The 16,518-nt window shown below is 65.6% G+C and carries 16 protein-coding genes; 3 read left to right on the plus strand and 13 right to left on the minus strand.

What is annotated here, in order from left to right:
• Positions 1–24: 24 nt before the first annotated feature.
• From FJV80_RS13375 to FJV80_RS13435, 13 genes are all read right to left on the minus strand, one after another.
• Positions 25–1,332, minus strand: coding sequence for an ABC transporter substrate-binding protein (locus FJV80_RS13375; RefSeq protein WP_095774990.1), 1,308 nt, complete (start codon positions 1,330–1,332; stop codon positions 25–27).
• A gap of 66 nt (positions 1,333–1,398) precedes the next feature.
• Positions 1,399–2,217 carry an SDR family NAD(P)-dependent oxidoreductase gene (locus FJV80_RS13380; RefSeq protein ID WP_142876609.1) on the minus strand — a complete coding sequence of 273 codons (819 nt, stop codon included), beginning with the start codon at positions 2,215–2,217 and terminating at the stop codon, positions 1,399–1,401.
• Between the two features lie 70 nt (positions 2,218–2,287).
• Positions 2,288–3,175: an intradiol ring-cleavage dioxygenase gene (locus FJV80_RS13385; protein WP_142876610.1), complete on the minus strand. Its 888-nt coding sequence runs from the start codon at positions 3,173–3,175 to the stop codon at positions 2,288–2,290.
• Positions 3,176–3,185: 10 nt separating this feature from the next.
• Positions 3,186–4,940: an FAD-dependent monooxygenase gene (locus FJV80_RS13390; RefSeq protein ID WP_142876611.1), complete on the minus strand. Its 1,755-nt coding sequence runs from the start codon at positions 4,938–4,940 to the stop codon at positions 3,186–3,188.
• Positions 4,940–5,989: a branched-chain amino acid ABC transporter permease gene (locus FJV80_RS13395; protein WP_142876612.1), complete on the minus strand. Its 1,050-nt coding sequence runs from the start codon at positions 5,987–5,989 to the stop codon at positions 4,940–4,942. Before FJV80_RS13395 ends, FJV80_RS13390 begins: the two co-directional genes overlap by 1 nt.
• Positions 5,990–5,996: 7 nt before the next feature.
• On the minus strand, positions 5,997–6,860 hold the full coding sequence (locus FJV80_RS13400; protein WP_142876613.1) for a branched-chain amino acid ABC transporter permease: 864 nt from the start codon (positions 6,858–6,860) through the stop codon (positions 5,997–5,999).
• Between the two features lie 58 nt (positions 6,861–6,918).
• Positions 6,919–7,626: an ABC transporter ATP-binding protein gene (locus tag FJV80_RS13405; RefSeq protein WP_179296069.1), complete on the minus strand. Its 708-nt coding sequence runs from the start codon at positions 7,624–7,626 to the stop codon at positions 6,919–6,921.
• The gene (locus tag FJV80_RS13410; protein ID WP_210202257.1) at positions 7,623–8,342 is read right to left on the minus strand and encodes an ABC transporter ATP-binding protein; all 720 of its coding nucleotides are present in this window, start codon (positions 8,340–8,342) and stop codon (positions 7,623–7,625) included. Before FJV80_RS13410 ends, FJV80_RS13405 begins: the two co-directional genes overlap by 4 nt.
• A gap of 56 nt (positions 8,343–8,398) precedes the next feature.
• The gene (locus FJV80_RS13415; RefSeq protein WP_142876614.1) at positions 8,399–9,673 is read right to left on the minus strand and encodes an ABC transporter substrate-binding protein; all 1,275 of its coding nucleotides are present in this window, start codon (positions 9,671–9,673) and stop codon (positions 8,399–8,401) included.
• A 26-nt stretch (positions 9,674–9,699) separates the two neighbouring features.
• Entirely contained in the window at positions 9,700–10,761 is a 1,062-nt protein-coding gene (locus tag FJV80_RS13420; RefSeq protein WP_246688966.1) for a maleylacetate reductase, read from the minus strand.
• Positions 10,761–11,420: a phospholipase gene (locus FJV80_RS13425; protein ID WP_142876616.1), complete on the minus strand. Its 660-nt coding sequence runs from the start codon at positions 11,418–11,420 to the stop codon at positions 10,761–10,763. Before FJV80_RS13425 ends, FJV80_RS13420 begins: the two co-directional genes overlap by 1 nt.
• Positions 11,417–12,376, minus strand: a complete 960-nt coding sequence (locus tag FJV80_RS13430) for a VOC family protein (protein ID WP_142876617.1) — start codon at positions 12,374–12,376, stop codon at positions 11,417–11,419. The genes FJV80_RS13425 and FJV80_RS13430 overlap by 4 nt, the downstream gene beginning before the upstream one ends.
• 3 nt (positions 12,377–12,379) lie before the next feature.
• Entirely contained in the window at positions 12,380–13,285 is a 906-nt protein-coding gene (locus FJV80_RS13435; protein ID WP_142876618.1) for a dioxygenase, read from the minus strand.
• Positions 13,286–13,378: 93 nt separating this feature from the next.
• Here FJV80_RS13435 and FJV80_RS13440 point away from each other — a divergent pair, with 93 nt between their 5' ends.
• The 3 genes from FJV80_RS13440 to FJV80_RS13450 all read left to right on the plus strand — a co-directional run bounded on the left by FJV80_RS13440 (position 13,379) and on the right by FJV80_RS13450 (position 16,374).
• Entirely contained in the window at positions 13,379–14,329 is a 951-nt protein-coding gene (locus FJV80_RS13440; protein WP_019859771.1) for a LysR family transcriptional regulator, read from the plus strand.
• Between the two features lie 237 nt (positions 14,330–14,566).
• Positions 14,567–15,424, plus strand: a complete 858-nt coding sequence (locus FJV80_RS13445) for a glycosyltransferase family 2 protein (RefSeq protein ID WP_245318272.1) — start codon at positions 14,567–14,569, stop codon at positions 15,422–15,424.
• On the plus strand, positions 15,421–16,374 hold the full coding sequence (locus tag FJV80_RS13450) for a glycosyltransferase family 4 protein (protein ID WP_095789845.1): 954 nt from the start codon (positions 15,421–15,423) through the stop codon (positions 16,372–16,374). The genes FJV80_RS13445 and FJV80_RS13450 overlap by 4 nt, the downstream gene beginning before the upstream one ends.
• Positions 16,375–16,518: the final 144 nt, after the last annotated feature.

Raw genomic sequence — 16,518 nt, forward strand, 5'->3', positions numbered from 1 at the left:
GATCCGTCCGCGTCCCTGCTCATGTCACCAAGCGATCGGCTTGATCGCCTGTTGGGGCGCGAAGAGCTGATTGACCGTGTTGTCGACGATCTTCAGGTCGTAGGGCCATTTCTCGCCCTTCACCCACTGGCCGCCGAAGATCGGCGTCTTGCAGATGTTCTTGTGCGGCGAACCGTCGAACTTGATGTGGCCGACCAGCGTCTGCAGATCGGTGGCGACCAGCGCGTCGCGGTTGGCCTGGCGATCGAGCGGATTGGAGGAGCGCTTCAATATGTCGAGCGCGACCTCGAGCAAGGCATGCGAATAGCCCAGCGGCTGCGTCCACTGCCGCTTCGCATCGGCTTCCCACTGGTCGGCGATGTCGCGGCTGACCTGCCCGGTCAGCGACGACTTGAACGGGAAGGCCGGCGTCCACCAGACCTCGGAGGACATGCCGGCGCCGAGCGGACCCATCGCCTCGACGCCGCCTGGGAACAGCAGCGCCGCCGCCACCGTGACCGCCTTCGGCTTGAAGCCCTGCTGGTTGCATTGGGTGACGAAGGTCTTCAGATCGTCCGGATAGGTGATGCCGCCGATGATGTCGCAGCCCTGTTTCTTGAATTCGGATATCTGGGCGGAGAAATCATTGGTGCGCGGCTGGAAGTAGCCGGGCACGACGACGTCGTAGCCGGCCTTGCGGGTCGGCGCCGGCAGGCCGTATTCGTCATTGCCCCAGGTCTCGCCGTCGATGTTCTGGGGGAACAGCATCCCGACCTTCTTGTTGGTCTCCAGATGGTTCCAGAGCCCGACGAAGGTGTTCAGCGCTTCGTCGAGACCCCAGAAGAAATGGTAGGTCCAGTCGAAGGTCTGCTTGCCGCCGCCGCGCGGCATGATCACCGCCTGCCAGGGCGCGCCCGAGGAGATGCACGGCGTCTCATAGAGTTCCGACTGTTCGGCCGCGGGCAGGATCGTGTCGGTGGTCGAAGCCGGAACGAGCAGGTGCACCTCGTCGTTCAGGATGAGGTTGCCGGCGATTTCCGATGCCTTGTTCGGATTGGACTGGCTGTCGCGATCGAGGATCTCGATCTCGTAGGTATTGCCGTTGGCGCATTGCAGCTGGCCGCCGAGCAGGGCGCGGATCTTCTGCAAGGTGTAGCCGTCCGTCTCGCCGAAGAGGGCGAGCGGACCGGTGGTGGGGCTGAGATAGCCAAGCTTGATCTTGCCAGCGGTCGCGGCGCGCACATAGCGCGGCATGGCCAGCGTACTGGCGGCCGCAACACCGGCCCCAATCCCCTTCAGCACGGTCCGGCGGCTGGGCAAACCCGATTTCACGAGTCTGTTGTGGTAGGTCATGTTATTTCCTCCCTGGGTTAAGCCGGCCCGTCCCCTCGACGAGACCGGCGTCAGTTCAAAGCTTCTTCAAGTCATGCGCAGCAGCGAGCCGCCATCGATGACGATCAGCGAGCCGGTGACGTAGGACGCGGCGGGCGACGCCAGGTAGAGCGCCAGCCCCTTGATCTCCTCCGGATCGCCGATGCGGCCGACGAGCGACTGGGCCTCGAAGGCCTGGCGGTCGGCCGGATTGCGCAGCCGGCCACCGGCGATGTTGGTGATGAACGGTCCGGGCAGAATGGCGTTGATGCGGATGTTGTAGGCGCCGAGTTCCATCGCCATGTGGCGCACGAGATGGTTCACCGCGGCCTTGGCGGGCATGTAAGGCGTGCCCACGATGCTCTCGTTGATCAGCGAGGCGATGGACGACGTGACGATGATCTGGCCGCCGCCATTCGGCTTCATGTGCCGGACGGCATGCTTGATGGTGGTGTAGACCGAAGTCAGGTTGATCTCGATCACCTTGTCCCAGTGCTCGTCAGCCAGGTTCTCGATGGCGCCCTCGGGGTTCCTCTCGCCGGTCGGGCTGTTGAAGCCCGGTCCGGCGTCGATCCCGGCATTGGCGAACACGACGTCGATCGAGCCCGCCTTCTCGGCCACCTTGTCGAAGGCTTGGGCCATCGACGCGCGGTCGCCGACATCGACGACCTGGCCCCAGACATCGCCGCCCGCGGCCCTGATCGCGGCGACGGTCTTGTCCAGCCCGGCGGGGTTCAGGTCGAAGATGCAGACCTTCGCGCCATGCTCGGCCATGATCTCTGCATAGGCCTGGCCGATGCCGCTGGCGCCGCCGGTGACGATCACCGACTTGCCTCTGACATCGAACATCTTCTCGAGTGCGGCCATCAGTTTCCTCCCATTTTTGCGCGATACCGACCTGCGTGCGGGCGCCTGCGCGGCACCCGGCGCGCGGGGATCACTTCTTCTTTCGCGAAAGCACGAAATCGAACTCGACGTCGTAGAACGGCGCGGCAACCTTGGCCTTCGCCGCGGCTTCGGCATCCTCGACCTTGCGGAATTCGGCGAGCAGGCTCTGCTTCACGCCGAAGACGGCGTCCGTATCGATATACGGGTCGTCCGGATCGAATATGTGCGTGGTCAGCGCGTCGAAACCCTCGGCCTCGACGATGTAGTGGAGATGCGCCGGGCGATAGGGGTGGCGCCCCAGCGCGCCGAGCAGCTTGCCGACCGGCCCGTCATCCGGGATCGGGTAGTATTTGGGCTTTGCGCCGCGGAACCAGTAGCGTCCGTCCACGCCGGTGCGGAAGACGCCGCGCAGGTTGAAGTCGGGCTGGATGCCCTTCTGCTGCACGTCGTAGAAGCCCTCGTCATTGGCCTGCCAGACATCGATCTTGGCGCCAGCGATCGGGTTGCCATCGGTGTCGAGGATGCGGCCATGCACGAACATCGGCTCGCCCTTCTGGTCGAGGCAGATGTTCGAGCCCATCGGCAGTTCGGGCGCGTCGGCGACATGGAATGGCCCCAGCACGGTGGATTCCGAGGCGCCGGACGGCTTGCGGTTGTTGATCGCGTCGACCAGCATCGAGACGCCGAGGACATCCGACAGCAGGATGTACTCCTGCCGCCACTCGTTGCAGATCTGGCCCGTCCGCGTCAGGAACATGACCGCCTCGAACCATTCCTCCTGCGTCGGCTCGATCTCCTTCACCGCCTCGTGCAGCTTGCGGGTGATGACCTCCATGACCTGGCCGAGCCGCCGGTCCTTGGCGTTCTTGTTGCGCGCCACGACGACTTCGGCCGAGTTCGCTTCGGTGAAATAGCCGTGTTCGTGTTCGTCGGTCATGGGATCCTCCTCAGCGCGCCAGAACGGATTTGAAGACGCGGCGCAGCTCGGTCGCCGGATCGGCCGCCAGCGTTTCGGAACGCCAGGCGACGTGATGGTCGGGGCGCACCACCAGGCAGCCGGCGTCGCGGATTTCGCGTGCGCGCGCCCAGTCGCCGGTATGGTCCTCGATCGCGCGGCGCGGGCCGATCACATGGGTGCGGATCGGCAGACCGAGTTCCACGGCGACCGTCTCCGCGGCGGCGACCCACGCCTCCCCGCCGATGCCGGTCAACAGCGTGAACTCGCCATGTCCGCAAAGGTCGAGTGTCGAGAGCTTCCTGCCCGAGCGCTCGAAGACCCAGACATGCGGCAGGCGCGCGCCGGGCCAGGTCGTGGGCGCATAGTGCAGCTCGCGATCCTTCTCGAAAGCCGGCTCGGGGTGGCCGTCGGTCACCACGGCGCCCGACGCATAGCGATGGTTCATCTCGACGCCATGGGCGTCGAACTCGTATTTCTTGAAGGCGATGGCCTTGCGCAGCGCTTCGCGTTGCGCTTCGGCGGCTTGTGTGGCGTCGGCGCGGGCCTCCATGTTCCTCTGGATCTTGTCGTGATCCACGCCGCCATCCATGCCGAGCGCCTCGAAGATCGGGCCGAACTCGGCGATCGACTGGTTCGCGCGCGTCACGATCTGGCGCGCGATCGGCGCACGCTCGGCCGAGTAGCTGTCCAGAAGCCCGATCCCCGCCTGCCCCTTGACGACCTTGGCGAGTTTCCAGGCGAGGTTGAACCCGTCCTGGATCGACGTGTTGGAGCCAAGCCCGTTCGAGGGCGGATGCCGGTGCGCGGCGTCGCCCATGATGAACACCCGCCCCTTCTGCATGTGCGTGGCAAAGCAGTTGTTCACGGTCCAGGTATTGGCGCCCAGGAGCTCGATCTCAAGGTCGGTATCTCCGACCAGCTGGCGCGCGACGCCGGTTGCCAGTTCGGGCGTCACATCGGGCGGCGGCTGGTTGATGTCGTAGCCCCAGACGATGAGCCACTCGTTCCACGGCCGCACCATGCGAACGAGACCCATGCCGATCCCGCCGACATCGGCACCGGGCTGCATGACCCAGTAGAGGACGCTTGGCCGGTGCGCGACGTATTTCGAAAGATCGGCCCGGAACAGGATGTTCATCGACCCGCCAACGCCCATCTTGCCCTCGAAAGGCAGGCCCAGATGCTCGGCCACCAGCGAGTTGCCGCCATCGGCGCCGACGAGGAATTTCGACCGCACGGTGAAGTTCCTGCCCGATAGCCTGTCGCGGCAGGTCGTGGTGACGCCGTCCGCATCCTGGACATGGCTGACATATTCGGTGCTCATGCGCGCCTGCGTGCCGCGCGCGCACGCCGTCTTGAACAGGATCGGCTCCATGAAGGTCTGGGGCAGATCGTTCATGAAGGACGGCGACGACTGGAGATGTTCAGCCTTGGAGAGCGGGTCGGTGCCCCAGCTCTTCATCCGGCCAAGCTCTTCGCCGGCCAGGCTTTCGCAGAACACGTTCTCGCCCATCAGTTCCTGCGGCGAGGCGTGCATCACGGCCTCGGCCTCAACCTCCGGCCCGAGGTCGCGCAGCACTTCCATGGTGCGCTGGTTGGTGATGTGGGCACGCGGCGTATTCGACAGCCAGCGGTAGCGGTTCACGATCATGTTGGCCACGCCGGAGCTGGCGAGAAGTGCCGCCGTGGCCGAGCCGGCCGGGCCCGTGCCCACGATCAGCACGTCGGTTTCGATATCCGCCATCAATGTCCTCCCTCGATCTTAGGACCGGCCAGCCTGCGGCGGACCGGAAACAGGTGCAGGCCGGTGCGGGCCGAAATCAGCCCCCACAGCCCCTTCGGTGCGAACAGCATCACCGCGATGGCGGCGAGGCCGAGTGTCATCAGGTACCAGCTGCCGTAGTCGGCCAGCGCCGAACGCAGCGCAAAGAACACCAGCACCCCGACGATGGGTCCCTCGATGGTGCCGATGCCGCCGATGACGACGATGAAGATGACATAGGCCGTCCAGTCGGTGACGGCGAAGGCCGCCTCCGGCGAGATGCGGGCGGTCTGCACGAAGATCAGCGCGCCGGTCAGTCCGGTGGCGGCCGCGGCGATCAGAAACACCGCCCATTTGAGCCGCCCGACATCGACGCCGACCGCCTGGGCCGCATCGACATTGTCGCGCACGGCCGCCAGCGCCAGCCCGAGGCGACTGCGCAGCAGCCAGTAGATGCAGCCGGTGACGGCCACGACCAGCGCCAGCGCCAGCCAATAGGCGAGAATGTCGCGGGCGGCCGCCTCGCGCACGCCGAACAGCGTCCGGATCGCATCCGTGCCCATGATGTTGCTCGTCGCCTCGCGTGGCAGCGAGGTGCCGGTGCCGCCGCCGAGCGCCTTCCATTGCGCGATCAGCAGTCGCGTCACCTCGGCGATCACCCAGGTGCCGATGGCGAAATAGGCGCCCTGCAGGCGGAAGGCGAAGAAGGCCGTGGGAACGGCCAGGGCCAGCGCCGCAAGGCCGCCCAGCAGGATCGCGGCAACCGGGTTCCAGTCGAGCAGGATCACCCCGGCGAACATCGCATAGGCGCCGATGCCGACGAAGGCCTGCTGACCCACCGAGACGAGACCGCCATAGCCCGCCAGCAGGTTCCAGATCTGCGCCAGCGTCAGCATGGTGAGAATGAAGAACAGGTCCTGTATGACACCGCGCGAGGTCACGGCGGGCAAGGCGAGCCCGGCCACGACCAGAACGATCACGGCGATCTCCGTGGCAGTTCCGGCGCGGGTGCGGGTTGTCAGCCGATACATGCCGCCCTCAATCCACTGCGCGCGGGAACAGGCCCCGCGGCTTGAGCAGCATCACGGCCAGAAAGGCGATGTGGCCCGCCAGAATCTGCCATTCCGGATTCACCGCCGCGCCGGCCGTCTGGGCCACGCCGATGATGATCCCGCCCGCAAGCGTTCCCCACAGGCTGCCGAGGCCGCCGATGATCACCGCCTCGAAGGCATAGATCAGCCGCGCCGGCCCGATCGAGGGATCGAAGTTCGCCCGCATGCCGAGATAGAGCGCCGCCAGCGTCACCACGACCATCGCGATCCCGGTGGCGATGGCGAACACCCGTTTCGGCTCGATCCCCATCAGGCCCGCCGTCACGGCGTCGTCCGAGGTGGCGCGGAAGGCACGGCCGAGGGCGGTGTGATAGAAGAGCCCGTTCAAGGCCACGATGGCGATGATCGCGGACGCAAAGGTCATCAGCGGCATCACGCCCACCGTGACCAGCCCGAGATCGAGCGAGGCCCCCTCCAGTGCGCCTGCCGGAATGCGCCGGCTGTCTGCGGAAAAGGCTTCGAGCAGCCCATTCTGCAGGGCAACCGACAGGCCGAAGGTGACGAGAAGCGGCGGCAGGATATCCTTGCCAAGCACCCGGTTCAGCACGGCGGCCTGCAGCAGCCAGCCAAGCGCGAACATCACCGGCATGGCGATGAGCGCAGCGACCCAGGGCGACAGGCCAAGCAGCGTGACGCCCATCAGCACCAGATAGGCGGCAAAGACGATAAGGTCGCCATGGGCGAGGTTCACCAGCCGCATGATGCCGAAGACCAGGCTCAACCCCGCCGCGAACAGCGCATAGAGCCCGCCCAGCAGCATTCCCTGCACGAGGGTGTCCAGCCAGATCATCGCCGCGCCCCCGTCATCAGGCGGCGGGAAAATTGCGCGGGCATGCCGGGCTGCCTCGTCATGCCGCCACTCCGAAATAGGCGGAATGGATTTCTTCGCGCGTGACATCGGCCGCCTTGGCGACCAGCGTCACCCGGCCCTCCATCATGCAGTAGACGCGGTCGGCCACCGCCAGCGCCTTGCCAATGTCCTGCTCCACCAGCACGATCGCGGCGCCGCTTTCGCGGACTTTGGGCAGTGCTGCGTAGATGTCGCGGATGACGACGGGCGCGAGGCCGAGGCTGATCTCGTCGCACAGCAGCAATTCAGGATTGGACATCAGCGCCCGGCCGATCGCGACCATCTGCTGCTGGCCGCCCGAGAGCGCCGTGCCGGGGTTTTTGCGCCGCTCGCGCAGGATCGGGAAGAGGTCGTAGACCGACTCCAGGCTCCACGGCCCCGGCGCCTTGCGCGCCTGCCCGCCGATCAGCAGGTTTTCCTCGACGCTCAGCGAGGCAAAGAGCCGGCGCCCTTCCGGCACCATGGCGATGCCGCGCTTCATGATCTCGGCCGAGGACAGCGCGCCGATGGGCTCGCCCCGGTGCAGAACCATGGCGGCCTCGTTGCGGATCACGCCCGTGATCGAGCGCATCAGCGTGGACTTTCCCGCGCCGTTGGCGCCGATGATCGCCACGCACTCGCCCGCCGCCACGGAGATATCCAGGCCGAACAGCGCCCGGAACTGGCCGTAATTCGCGGTGAGGGCGCGCGTCTCCAGCAGCATCAGACCTCGAGCCCCAGATAGATTTCGCGAACCTGCTGCGAGACCATGATCGCGTCCGGCGCGCCGATCCCGATCACGCGCCCGAAATCCAGCACGAGAAGCCGCTCGACCACCGACGTCAAAGCATGCAGGACATGCTCGATCCAGATGATCGTGGTTCCCTTGGCGTGGATGGCCTTGATCGTCGCGACCAGCGCCTTGCATTCGCCCTCGGTCAGCCCGCCCGCGATCTCGTCCAGAAGCAGCAGCTCGGGTCCCGTCGCCAGGGCGCGGGCGAGCTCCAAGCGCTTGCGGTCGAGAAGGCTCAGCGATCCGGCCAGCACATTGGCCTTCCTGAGAAGTTCGGTCTCTTCGAGGATACGCGCGCAATCGTCGACCATCTCGGCCTCGCGGCCGCCCCGGCCGAACGCGGCTGCGGTCAAGAGGTTCTCGAACACGCTCAGCCCCTCGAAGGGCTGCGGGATCTGGAAGCTGCGGCCGACACCCATGCGCACCCGATCCATGGCCGGGGCGCGGGTTACGTCGCGGCCGAGGAGTTCGATGCGGCCCTCATTGGCGAGCAGATTGCCGGTGATCAGGTTGAAGAGCGTCGACTTCCCCGCCCCGTTCGGGCCGATGATGCCCAACGCCTCGCCGCGCCGCACCGAGACGGTCACGCCATCGGTAACCTTCAAGGCCCCGAAGGACTTCGAGACGTTTTCCAGCCTGAGTATCATCACTGTCATCCTCGGGTCGCGCCGAACGAGGGCGACGGCATCCGCCGCCCTCGGCGGCGTCAGGCCAGGGCTTCCATCTTGCCTGCGGTCGGAATCTCGGACGCGGTGGCGTTTTCGACGATCACCAGATCGAAGCCGCCGCTTGCCTTCTTGCGCCACTGGCCGCCGACGAGCGGCGTCTTGCAGACGTTCTTCGCCGCGAAAGGCGGCAGCCCAGCGCCGCCCCAGGCCACCTTGCCGACCACGGTCGTCATGTCGGTGGCCGCGATCGCCGCCGCGATCGCCTCGGCATTCGACGGATCCGAAACGCGACCCATGACATTGGCCGCCACCTCGAACAGCGAATGGACGAAGCCGATCGGCTGGGTCCACGGGCGCCCGGTCTTGGCGGTGAAATCCGCCGCCAGGTCCGCTGAACTCTGACCCGTCACCGACGACTTGAACGGATGCGAGGCCGACCACCACACCTCGGACGAGAGGTTGTGGCCGGCGTCGCCGAGCGTCTCGACCGATTGCGGGAAGAGGATCGCCTTGGCCACCGTCACCGCCTTGGGCTTGAAGCCTTGCTGGCGGGCCTGGTTCCAGAAAGTGGTGAAGTCGGGCGGAATGACGACGCCGGTGACGATCTCGGCATTCGCCGCCTTGAAGGCGTTGACCTGCGCGGTGAAATCGTCCGAGAGGTTCTGATAGCGGCCGGGATCGCTGAGGCTGAAGCCTGCGGCATCTAGGCCGGGCTTCAGCCCGTTCTTGGGGTCGCCCCAGGCATTGCCGTCGGCATCGTTGGGGAACAGCCCGCCCACCTTGCCGTTGGAGGAAAGCTGCTTCCACATGCCGGTGTAGACGGCGATGATGTCTTCGAGGCCCCAGAAATAATGATAGGCGAACTTGAAAGGCTTCCACGACGACGGATCGGCCGGATTGCCCTGTTGGCCAATGAACCAGGGCTGCCACGGTGCCATAGTCGAGATGACGGGCACGCCCTCCGCCTCGCAGGTGGTGGCGACAGGGTTGGTGTTCTCGGGCGTCGAGCCGACCAGCATCAGGTTGATCTCGTCGTCGACGATCAGGCTCTTCGCCACCTCGGCCGCGCGATTGGGGTTCGACTGGCTGTCCTTGACGATGACGTCGAAATTCTTGCCCGCCTCGGATGCGAGGAAAGCCTTGATGTTGTACGCATCGCTTTCGGCGAAGCCGGCGAGCGGCCCCGTCTGCGGCGAAACATAGCCCAGGCGAATCTTGCCGCCCTGCGCGAGCGCCGGCGTCGCCAGCCGAGAACCGGCGAGCGCAAGACCTGTCGCCGCCGACGCTTTCAGTAAGCTCCGTCTTGTAATCATCTGCTCTTCCTCCCTCTTGCCTCTTGTCAGCCCCCTGGACGGCGTCCCTCAAACGCCGCCTGGAGGAGTTCCCTTATCGACCCCAAGTCGATTGGCCTCGGATTCGCATAGGCGTTCCTCACCGCGATCGCCGCCGCGCGGTCGAGATCGGCTTGCCTGATGCCGATCTCCTTCAGGCTCAGCGGAGAGCCGACGGAGCGTGCGAAATCCCAGAGCCCGCCGCCCGCCGAGCCACCACCGAAGGCTTCGGCCATCGGCCGCAGCAGATCTGGCACCGCCGCTTCGTTGAAGGCGGTCGTGTAGGGCAGCAGGATGGCGTGGGTTTCGGCATGCGGCGTGTCGAACGAGCCGCCGAAGACATGCGCCAGCTTGTGATGCAGCGCCATCGAGACATAGCCGAGCGCGGTCGAGCAGCACCAGGCCGCGTACAGCGCCTGCGTCCGCGCCGCGCGGTCCTGCGGATTGTCGATCAGCCGCGGAATGCCGTCCCGGAACGCAGCCATGGCATCCCTGCACATCAGCACGATCACCGGATTGCGGTCGGGGGCGTAGAAGGCCTCCATGGCGTGGGCGATCGCATTCATCGCCGAAGTGACGGTGAGGCCAACCGGGAGGCTCAGTGTCAGATCGACGTCGTAGATCACCGTCTCGGGACGGATGTCCGGCGAGCGGCGTGTGGTCTTTTCGCCGGCCGCCGTCTCGCCGAGGATGTCGGTCATTTCCGAGCCGGCATAGGTGGTCGGGATCACCACCTGATCGGCGCCGGTGCGCACGGCGATGGCCTTGCCGAGCCCTGTGGTCGAGCCGCCGCCGAGGCTGACCACCGCCGTGGCGCCGCTGGCGCGGAAGGCGTCGACGGCATTTTCCGTGACCTCGACGGGGGTATGCATGACCGCGCCGGCAAAGACCCCGGCGGCGAGGCCGCCAAGGCTTTGAGCCAGCTTGTCCGCATCGGCCTTCTGATGTGGCGTCGACAGCACCAGCGCCTTGTCATGGCCGAGCCGCCGCACCTCCTCCTCGGCGCGGGCCATCGTGCCGGCACCGAAGATCACCCGCGTCGTCAGCCCGGGAAAGGTGAAACTGTCCATCATCGCGCCGCTCCCATGCGCGCACCCCGGCCGGCCTCCAGGTCGGCGATGATGGTGCCCAGCATTGCAATCTCGGCGTCCGAAACCTCGTGGCTCCGGCCGGGGAACAGATCGGCCCGCAGGCTCGCGCCACTGCGGCCTAGCGACTGCGCCGTATCGGCGAAGGCCGAGACCGGAATCCAGGGATCGGAATCGCTACCGGAAAGATAGACCGGCACGCCGGCCGGCACGGCTTCGGAGCGCCCGTCCGCCGGCACACCGACGCGGCAGCCCGTGAAGGCGGCAAGCGCGTCCGGCGGCGGCAGCCCGGCGCAGAGATATTCGATCGACAGGCATGCTCCTTGCGAGAAGCCCGCCAGAAGCAGCGGCAGTCCGGGCAATTCCGCCCGCGCCGCCACCACAGCGGCCGCCAAATGGTCGAGCGCGTCGGAAAGGTGCGCGCGGGCGACCGGCGTCAACGGGTCGACGGCGCGCGCCTCCCACCATGTGCCGAGCGGCGCGCGCGGCAGGATGAATGCCACGGCCGGCGCGGAAAGCCGCGACAGCACATGCGACTGCATCTCCTCCGGCGATTGGCCGCGGCCGTGGACGAAGACGCAGATCGCCTTCGCTTGCGCGCCCTTTGGCCCGAGCCGGAGTGGACCGCTGCCTGAGCTCACGCGAAATCCGCCTGTTCCAGCCCGGCCTGCAATTCGCCCTCGCGGTCCTTGAACCATGGCGGGAAGACCAGCGTCTTGCCGATCTGGCCCGGGGGTTCGTCCTTGGCCCAGCCTTCCGGCGTGGTCCAGGCAAGTTCGAACAGCGCGCCGCCGGGCGAGCGGACATAGCAGGACTTGAAGTAATTGCGGTCCTTCTGCTCCGAGATATCGGTGAAGCCGAGGCCCTCGATATGAGCGCGCAACTTCAACTGGTTCTCTTCGTCGCCCGTGTTGAGGGCGAGGTGGTGGATCGTCCCGCCCGCCAGCGTCCAGGTGCCTTGCGCGCTGTCGCGATCGACGATCACCTCGACCCGCTGATTGACGCCGGTGGCGTCCGGCACGCGGAACACCAGCCCCTCGTGATTGTCCGCCTCCTTCTCCAGCGGCAATGCGACGGTCAGGAAATCGTCCATCGCGGTGCGATCCATCACCGCCACGACGGCGCCGTAGATGCCCTTGATGCCGTGGGCCTTGCCGATGCCCTGCGCCTCGTTGGTGATGGGCGCGCGCGGATCGCTGTCGCTTTCCACCAGCTCATGCGGGATGCCGCAGGGATGCGCCAAAGCCACGCGGTCGGCGCCAAAGCGTGTGATCTTGGTGGCCTTGATGCCGCGCGCGTTCAGCCGGTCCACCCAGAAATCCGCCGCCCCCTTTGGGATGGATTGCATGATGGTGCGCGACTGGTTGGTGCCGCGGCGGCCATAGACGCCCGGCTTGCGGAACGGGAAAGTGGTGATGATCGTCGAAGCATCGCCGTCGGGCGAGCCGTAATAGAGGTGATAGACCGGGATGACGCCGTCGAACAGGACGGTGCGCTTCACCGAATGCAGGCCGAGTGCCTTGGTATAGAAATCAAAATCTTCCTGAGCGCCATCAGTCGACAGCGTCAGATGGTGGTAGCCGCTGACACGGGCCATCGGTCATCTCCTCCCAGAGGTTTCGGTTTCGCCCGGCCGCTGCGGGCAGAGCACGAGATTGAGGTCGAGTGCGTGCTTCCGCTTTCCTCCATGGGGCGGCAGCGCGCGGAACTCGGCCATGAGTTCGGGTTTGACCCCGAAAATGGCATCCCGGCCGATCGCGGGGTCCGACCGGTCGAAGATGTGGGTCGTCAGCGTTTCGAAGCCCTGTGCCGAAACGCGAAAATGGATGTGTGCCGGCCGCTCGAGGCCAAGACCGAGCGCGGACATCAATTGACCGACAGGGCCGTCCGCCGGCAGCGTGTAGCCCTTCGGCTTGACCGTCATGAAGCGGAACCGCCCCTGCGGATCGGCACGGAAGCGTCCGCGCAGGTTGAATTCCGGTTGTCTGTCCGGTTCCTGGTTCTCGTACAGGCCCTCGGCATTGGCCTGCCAGATCTCGACCATAGCATCGCCGATCCCCGCGCCGCCGAGCGCCACGATCCGCCCCGTAACCTCCAGCGGCTCGCCCTTGTGGTCGCGCGAAATGTTCCCGCCGAGCGGCATTTCCGGCACATCGGCCCGGTAGAAAGGTCCGGCCAGGGTGTTGGGGGTCGCCCCGGCGGGACGCGGGCTGTTTTGATCCTCGATCAGCGAGGACACGCCCAGCACATCGGCGAACAGCACCCATTCCTGGCGCCGCGCATCGGCGTAATGGCCGACCTCGGTCAGAAAGTCGATCGCCAGCCGGAATTCCTCGCCGGAAGGCCGCAACTCCACGATCAGCGCGTGCAACCCATCCACGGCCGCCTGCGCCGCCGCCGCCAGGCGGGACTGGCCCATCGCCGCCAGGCGCCGCGCGAATTCTTCGGCCTGCGTCGAGATCGCCTTGGGAAATTCATCCCTCTGGGGGTCGTGCTGGCCGTCCATTTCGCCGGGGCCTCCCTTCCCCTTGCCAAACGGGATAACACGGCCCGACGCGATGCTTGATGAGATGTCGCGCCCCTTGTATAGCATTTTGCTATGAAGCTGAACGAGCGCCACCTGATGCAGCTCGCCGCGGTGCTGGATGCAGGCGGCGTGTCGGAAGGAGCCGCCATGCTGGGCCTGACCCAGCCCGCGGTCAGCCGATCGCTGGCCATGCTGGAGGCGCGGGTCGGCGAGCCCCTCTTCCTCAAGGGCCGCCGGCCGCTGCAGCCGACACCGCTCGGTTTCCAGCTGGCGGCGCAAGGGCGCACGATCATCACGGCCTCGCGCAAGGCGTCGGATGCGGTGCAAGGCTTCATGAAAGGCACCAAGGGTGTCGTCCGCGTCGGCGGCGTGCCTTTCTTCATGGATGCCATGATCAGCCGGATGATCGGCGAATTCCAGAAGCTCGAGCCTGAGGTCACCGTCCAGCAAAGCTATATGAACCTGCCCGAGATGGTCGCGGCACTGGAGAGCAACCAGATCGACCTCGGGATCGTGCCGATCGGCGTGCTCGACCTCGGACCCGGCTTCGAATTCACCGAGATCCTGCCCGGACGCAATGTCGTGGCTTGCCGGCCAGACCATCCGCTGCTGCGCAATCGCCGCCTCAGGGCGCATGACCTGACCAGCTTTCCCTGGGTGGCGCCCCTGCCCGGCTCTCCGCTGATGTCGGACCTGCAGATGATCCTGATGAGCATCGGCATGTCGGACCTCAACGTGCGCTATTCGGGCGGCTCGCTGATGAGCGTGATCAACTTCCTCGCCGAAACAGATGCACTGGCCGTGCTGCCATTTTCCGTGGTCTTCGCGCAGCGCAAGGAGAACCGGGTGACGGTGCTCCCCTACGAAATCCCGCAGCCTAGCCGCTCACTGGGCATCCTGCGCCGGGTTGGCGGGCCGCGCTCTCCGGCGGCGGAGCGCTTCGCCGGCCACGTCACGACCGCCTTCGAGAATCTGAAGCACATCATAAAACGGCACGAGAATGCCGTCATCTGGGGTCGCTAGAGCAATTCACCGTTTCACGGAAACGACGGCACAAGCGGCCGTCTGGCCTGTTTTCCGAATACGCATATTCCCGAGACTCGCGATCGCGACGGGAACCGCTGTGAGCGGTTGCACTTCGGGTGACGGCGCGTTGGCATGGCGGGTCTGAGTCTTTAGACTTGTCATTTCGGCCAAGTTCAGTAATTGCGCCAGTTGACCGGCCAGCATCCGGAAGCACACAACGAAGGATTGAGGAACTTGGTCGAACTCAACACCAACATTGCGCATGCCGCGCGTGACCGGAAATCCCCGCGAGTCGTCGCAGTCCTTACAACACGCAACGAGGAACGGTTCGTCGCCGGATGTCTCGAGAATCTCTTTCGTCAAGGCGTACAGGTCTACATTTGCGACAATCAGTCGACGGACCGAACGCTGGAGATTGCCCAGCGCTACCGCGGGGCAGGGTTGATAGGATTCGAAAGCATCCCGCACAACGGCTGGTATTGCTGGGAACAGCTCCTTCGTCGCAAAGAGGAACTATTTCAGTCGCTTGAGGCTGACTGGTTCATGCATCTTGACGCTGACGAGATCCATCTTCCGCCGACTTCGTACTCATCGTTGGTCTCCGCCATTGCGGCAGCCGACGCACTTGGCTTCAATGCGATCGAGTCTTCCGAGTTCACGTTCATTCCCACCAGGGAAGCCCCCGACCACGACAATCCCAATTATCAAGACACGCTGCGCACCTACTACCCGTTCCGGCCGTTCTCCCCACACTGCGTCCGTGCGTACAAGAAACAGGACGGCCCCATGGAGATTGCGTGGTCAGGGGGCCATCGCGTGCGCTTCGGGGAGCCGGTGAGGCTCTCCCCCGAGCGTTTTCGCATGAAGCATTATCTGTTCCTGAGCGCGGAGCACGCCGCGCGCAAGTATGGTGGCCGCCGGTTCCTGAGCGAGGAGGTCAATGGTCGTGGTTGGCACGGATGGCGACCCCGCTTGCGACCAGGCGATATCCAACTGCCGGACACTACCCAGGTGCGCACCACCGCGACGGACGATGATCTGGACGAGGCCAATCCATGGTTGGCGCATTGGCTTGAGCGGTACGCCTCGTGAGCGATGGACACCTCCCCCGCATCCTGGCGATCGCGGACCGACCCGGCTGGGCGATCGATAGAAAGACCCAGAATCTCCGGCGCGTGCTGGCAAGGAAGTTCGAGATCGTCGAACGATTTCAGCATGATGTGACTGAGTCCGACGTGAACGCCGCGGATGTCGTGCTCATCTTCTATTGGTTCCAGATCGCGAAGCTGCCTCTGCCGGAATCGGTCCTCGCCCGGCGCTCTGACAGGCTGCTCATCGGGATCTGCAGCCACAGGGAGATGGAGGGCGAATTCCGCGAGCCCGGGCTCGCTATCCTGCAGCGGTTGGCGCGCGCCGTCTTCGTCAACAATCGGCAGCTCGAGCGCGAATACGCTCCTCTACTGCGTATTCCGGTCCACTACACGCCCAATGGAGTCGACACGACATTCTTTTGCCCCCGGCCAGAGCCGCAACCCTATTCTGGCGAGCTCCGCGTCGGATGGGCGGGAAGTCTCGGCAACCATGGTCCGGCACATCGCGGCTTCCACGACGTCATCGAGCCCGCGGTCGCTGCCGTGCCGGGCGTGCGACTGCAGACTGCGATTCGGGAGCAGCACTGGCGCAACCATGACGAAATGCTCGACTTCTACCGGGATCTCGACGTTTATGTCTGCGCCAGTCGCAGCGAAGGCACACCCAATCCTTGCCTGGAGGCGGCGGCGTGCGGTGTCCCCGTGGTGACGACCCGTGTGGGAAACATGCCCGAGCTGATCCGGGATGGCGACAACGGGCTGTTCTTCGATGGAACCGCGGAAGGGCTTGCGAACAAGCTCGCCCTGTTGCGGGACACGCCATCGCTCCGGTCGCGGATGGCCGCCCGCATGATCGAGACGATCCGGGAGTGGGATTGGGGCGTGCAGGCGGAGAACTACGCGCACATGTTTACCTCGTTGCTCACCGCAGCGGAGCGGTCGGGCCGGTGAGACGTGCGGCTTCAGACGTGCCCGGCCAAACCTGATCTTTGGCGGCCGAATTCGATGCCGAAACACCTCGCGCAATGCTCCAGCAAAACGAAATAAATGCCGTATGACCTGTGGCACCGGCAGCCTCTGCCGTCGGTGGATTTC

The sequence above is a fragment of the Mesorhizobium sp. WSM4310 genome (assembly GCF_007003935.1).
Classification (GTDB): Bacteria; Pseudomonadota; Alphaproteobacteria; order Rhizobiales; family Rhizobiaceae; genus Mesorhizobium.

What these genes read in the sequence shown, in the direction of transcription:
- FJV80_RS13390 (WP_142876611.1), bottom strand. Translation starts at nt 4,940, where the DNA reads ATGGCGGATATCGAAACCGACGTGCTGATCGTGGGCACGGGCCCGGCC.
- FJV80_RS13440 (WP_019859771.1), top strand. Translation starts at nt 13,379, where the DNA reads ATGAAGCTGAACGAGCGCCACCTGATGCAGCTCGCCGCGGTGCTGGAT.
- FJV80_RS13395 (WP_142876612.1), bottom strand. Translation starts at nt 5,989, where the DNA reads ATGTATCGGCTGACAACCCGCACCCGCGCCGGAACTGCCACGGAGATC.
- FJV80_RS13400 (WP_142876613.1), bottom strand. Translation starts at nt 6,860, where the DNA reads ATGATCTGGCTGGACACCCTCGTGCAGGGAATGCTGCTGGGCGGGCTC.
- FJV80_RS13375 (WP_095774990.1), bottom strand. Translation starts at nt 1,332, where the DNA reads ATGACCTACCACAACAGACTCGTGAAATCGGGTTTGCCCAGCCGCCGG.
- FJV80_RS13420 (WP_246688966.1), bottom strand. Translation starts at nt 10,761, where the DNA reads ATGGACAGTTTCACCTTTCCCGGGCTGACGACGCGGGTGATCTTCGGT.
- FJV80_RS13430 (WP_142876617.1), bottom strand. Translation starts at nt 12,376, where the DNA reads ATGGCCCGTGTCAGCGGCTACCACCATCTGACGCTGTCGACTGATGGC.
- FJV80_RS13380 (WP_142876609.1), bottom strand. Translation starts at nt 2,217, where the DNA reads ATGGCCGCACTCGAGAAGATGTTCGATGTCAGAGGCAAGTCGGTGATC.
- FJV80_RS13435 (WP_142876618.1), bottom strand. Translation starts at nt 13,285, where the DNA reads ATGGACGGCCAGCACGACCCCCAGAGGGATGAATTTCCCAAGGCGATC.
- FJV80_RS13415 (WP_142876614.1), bottom strand. Translation starts at nt 9,673, where the DNA reads ATGATTACAAGACGGAGCTTACTGAAAGCGTCGGCGGCGACAGGTCTT.
- FJV80_RS13385 (WP_142876610.1), bottom strand. Translation starts at nt 3,175, where the DNA reads ATGACCGACGAACACGAACACGGCTATTTCACCGAAGCGAACTCGGCC.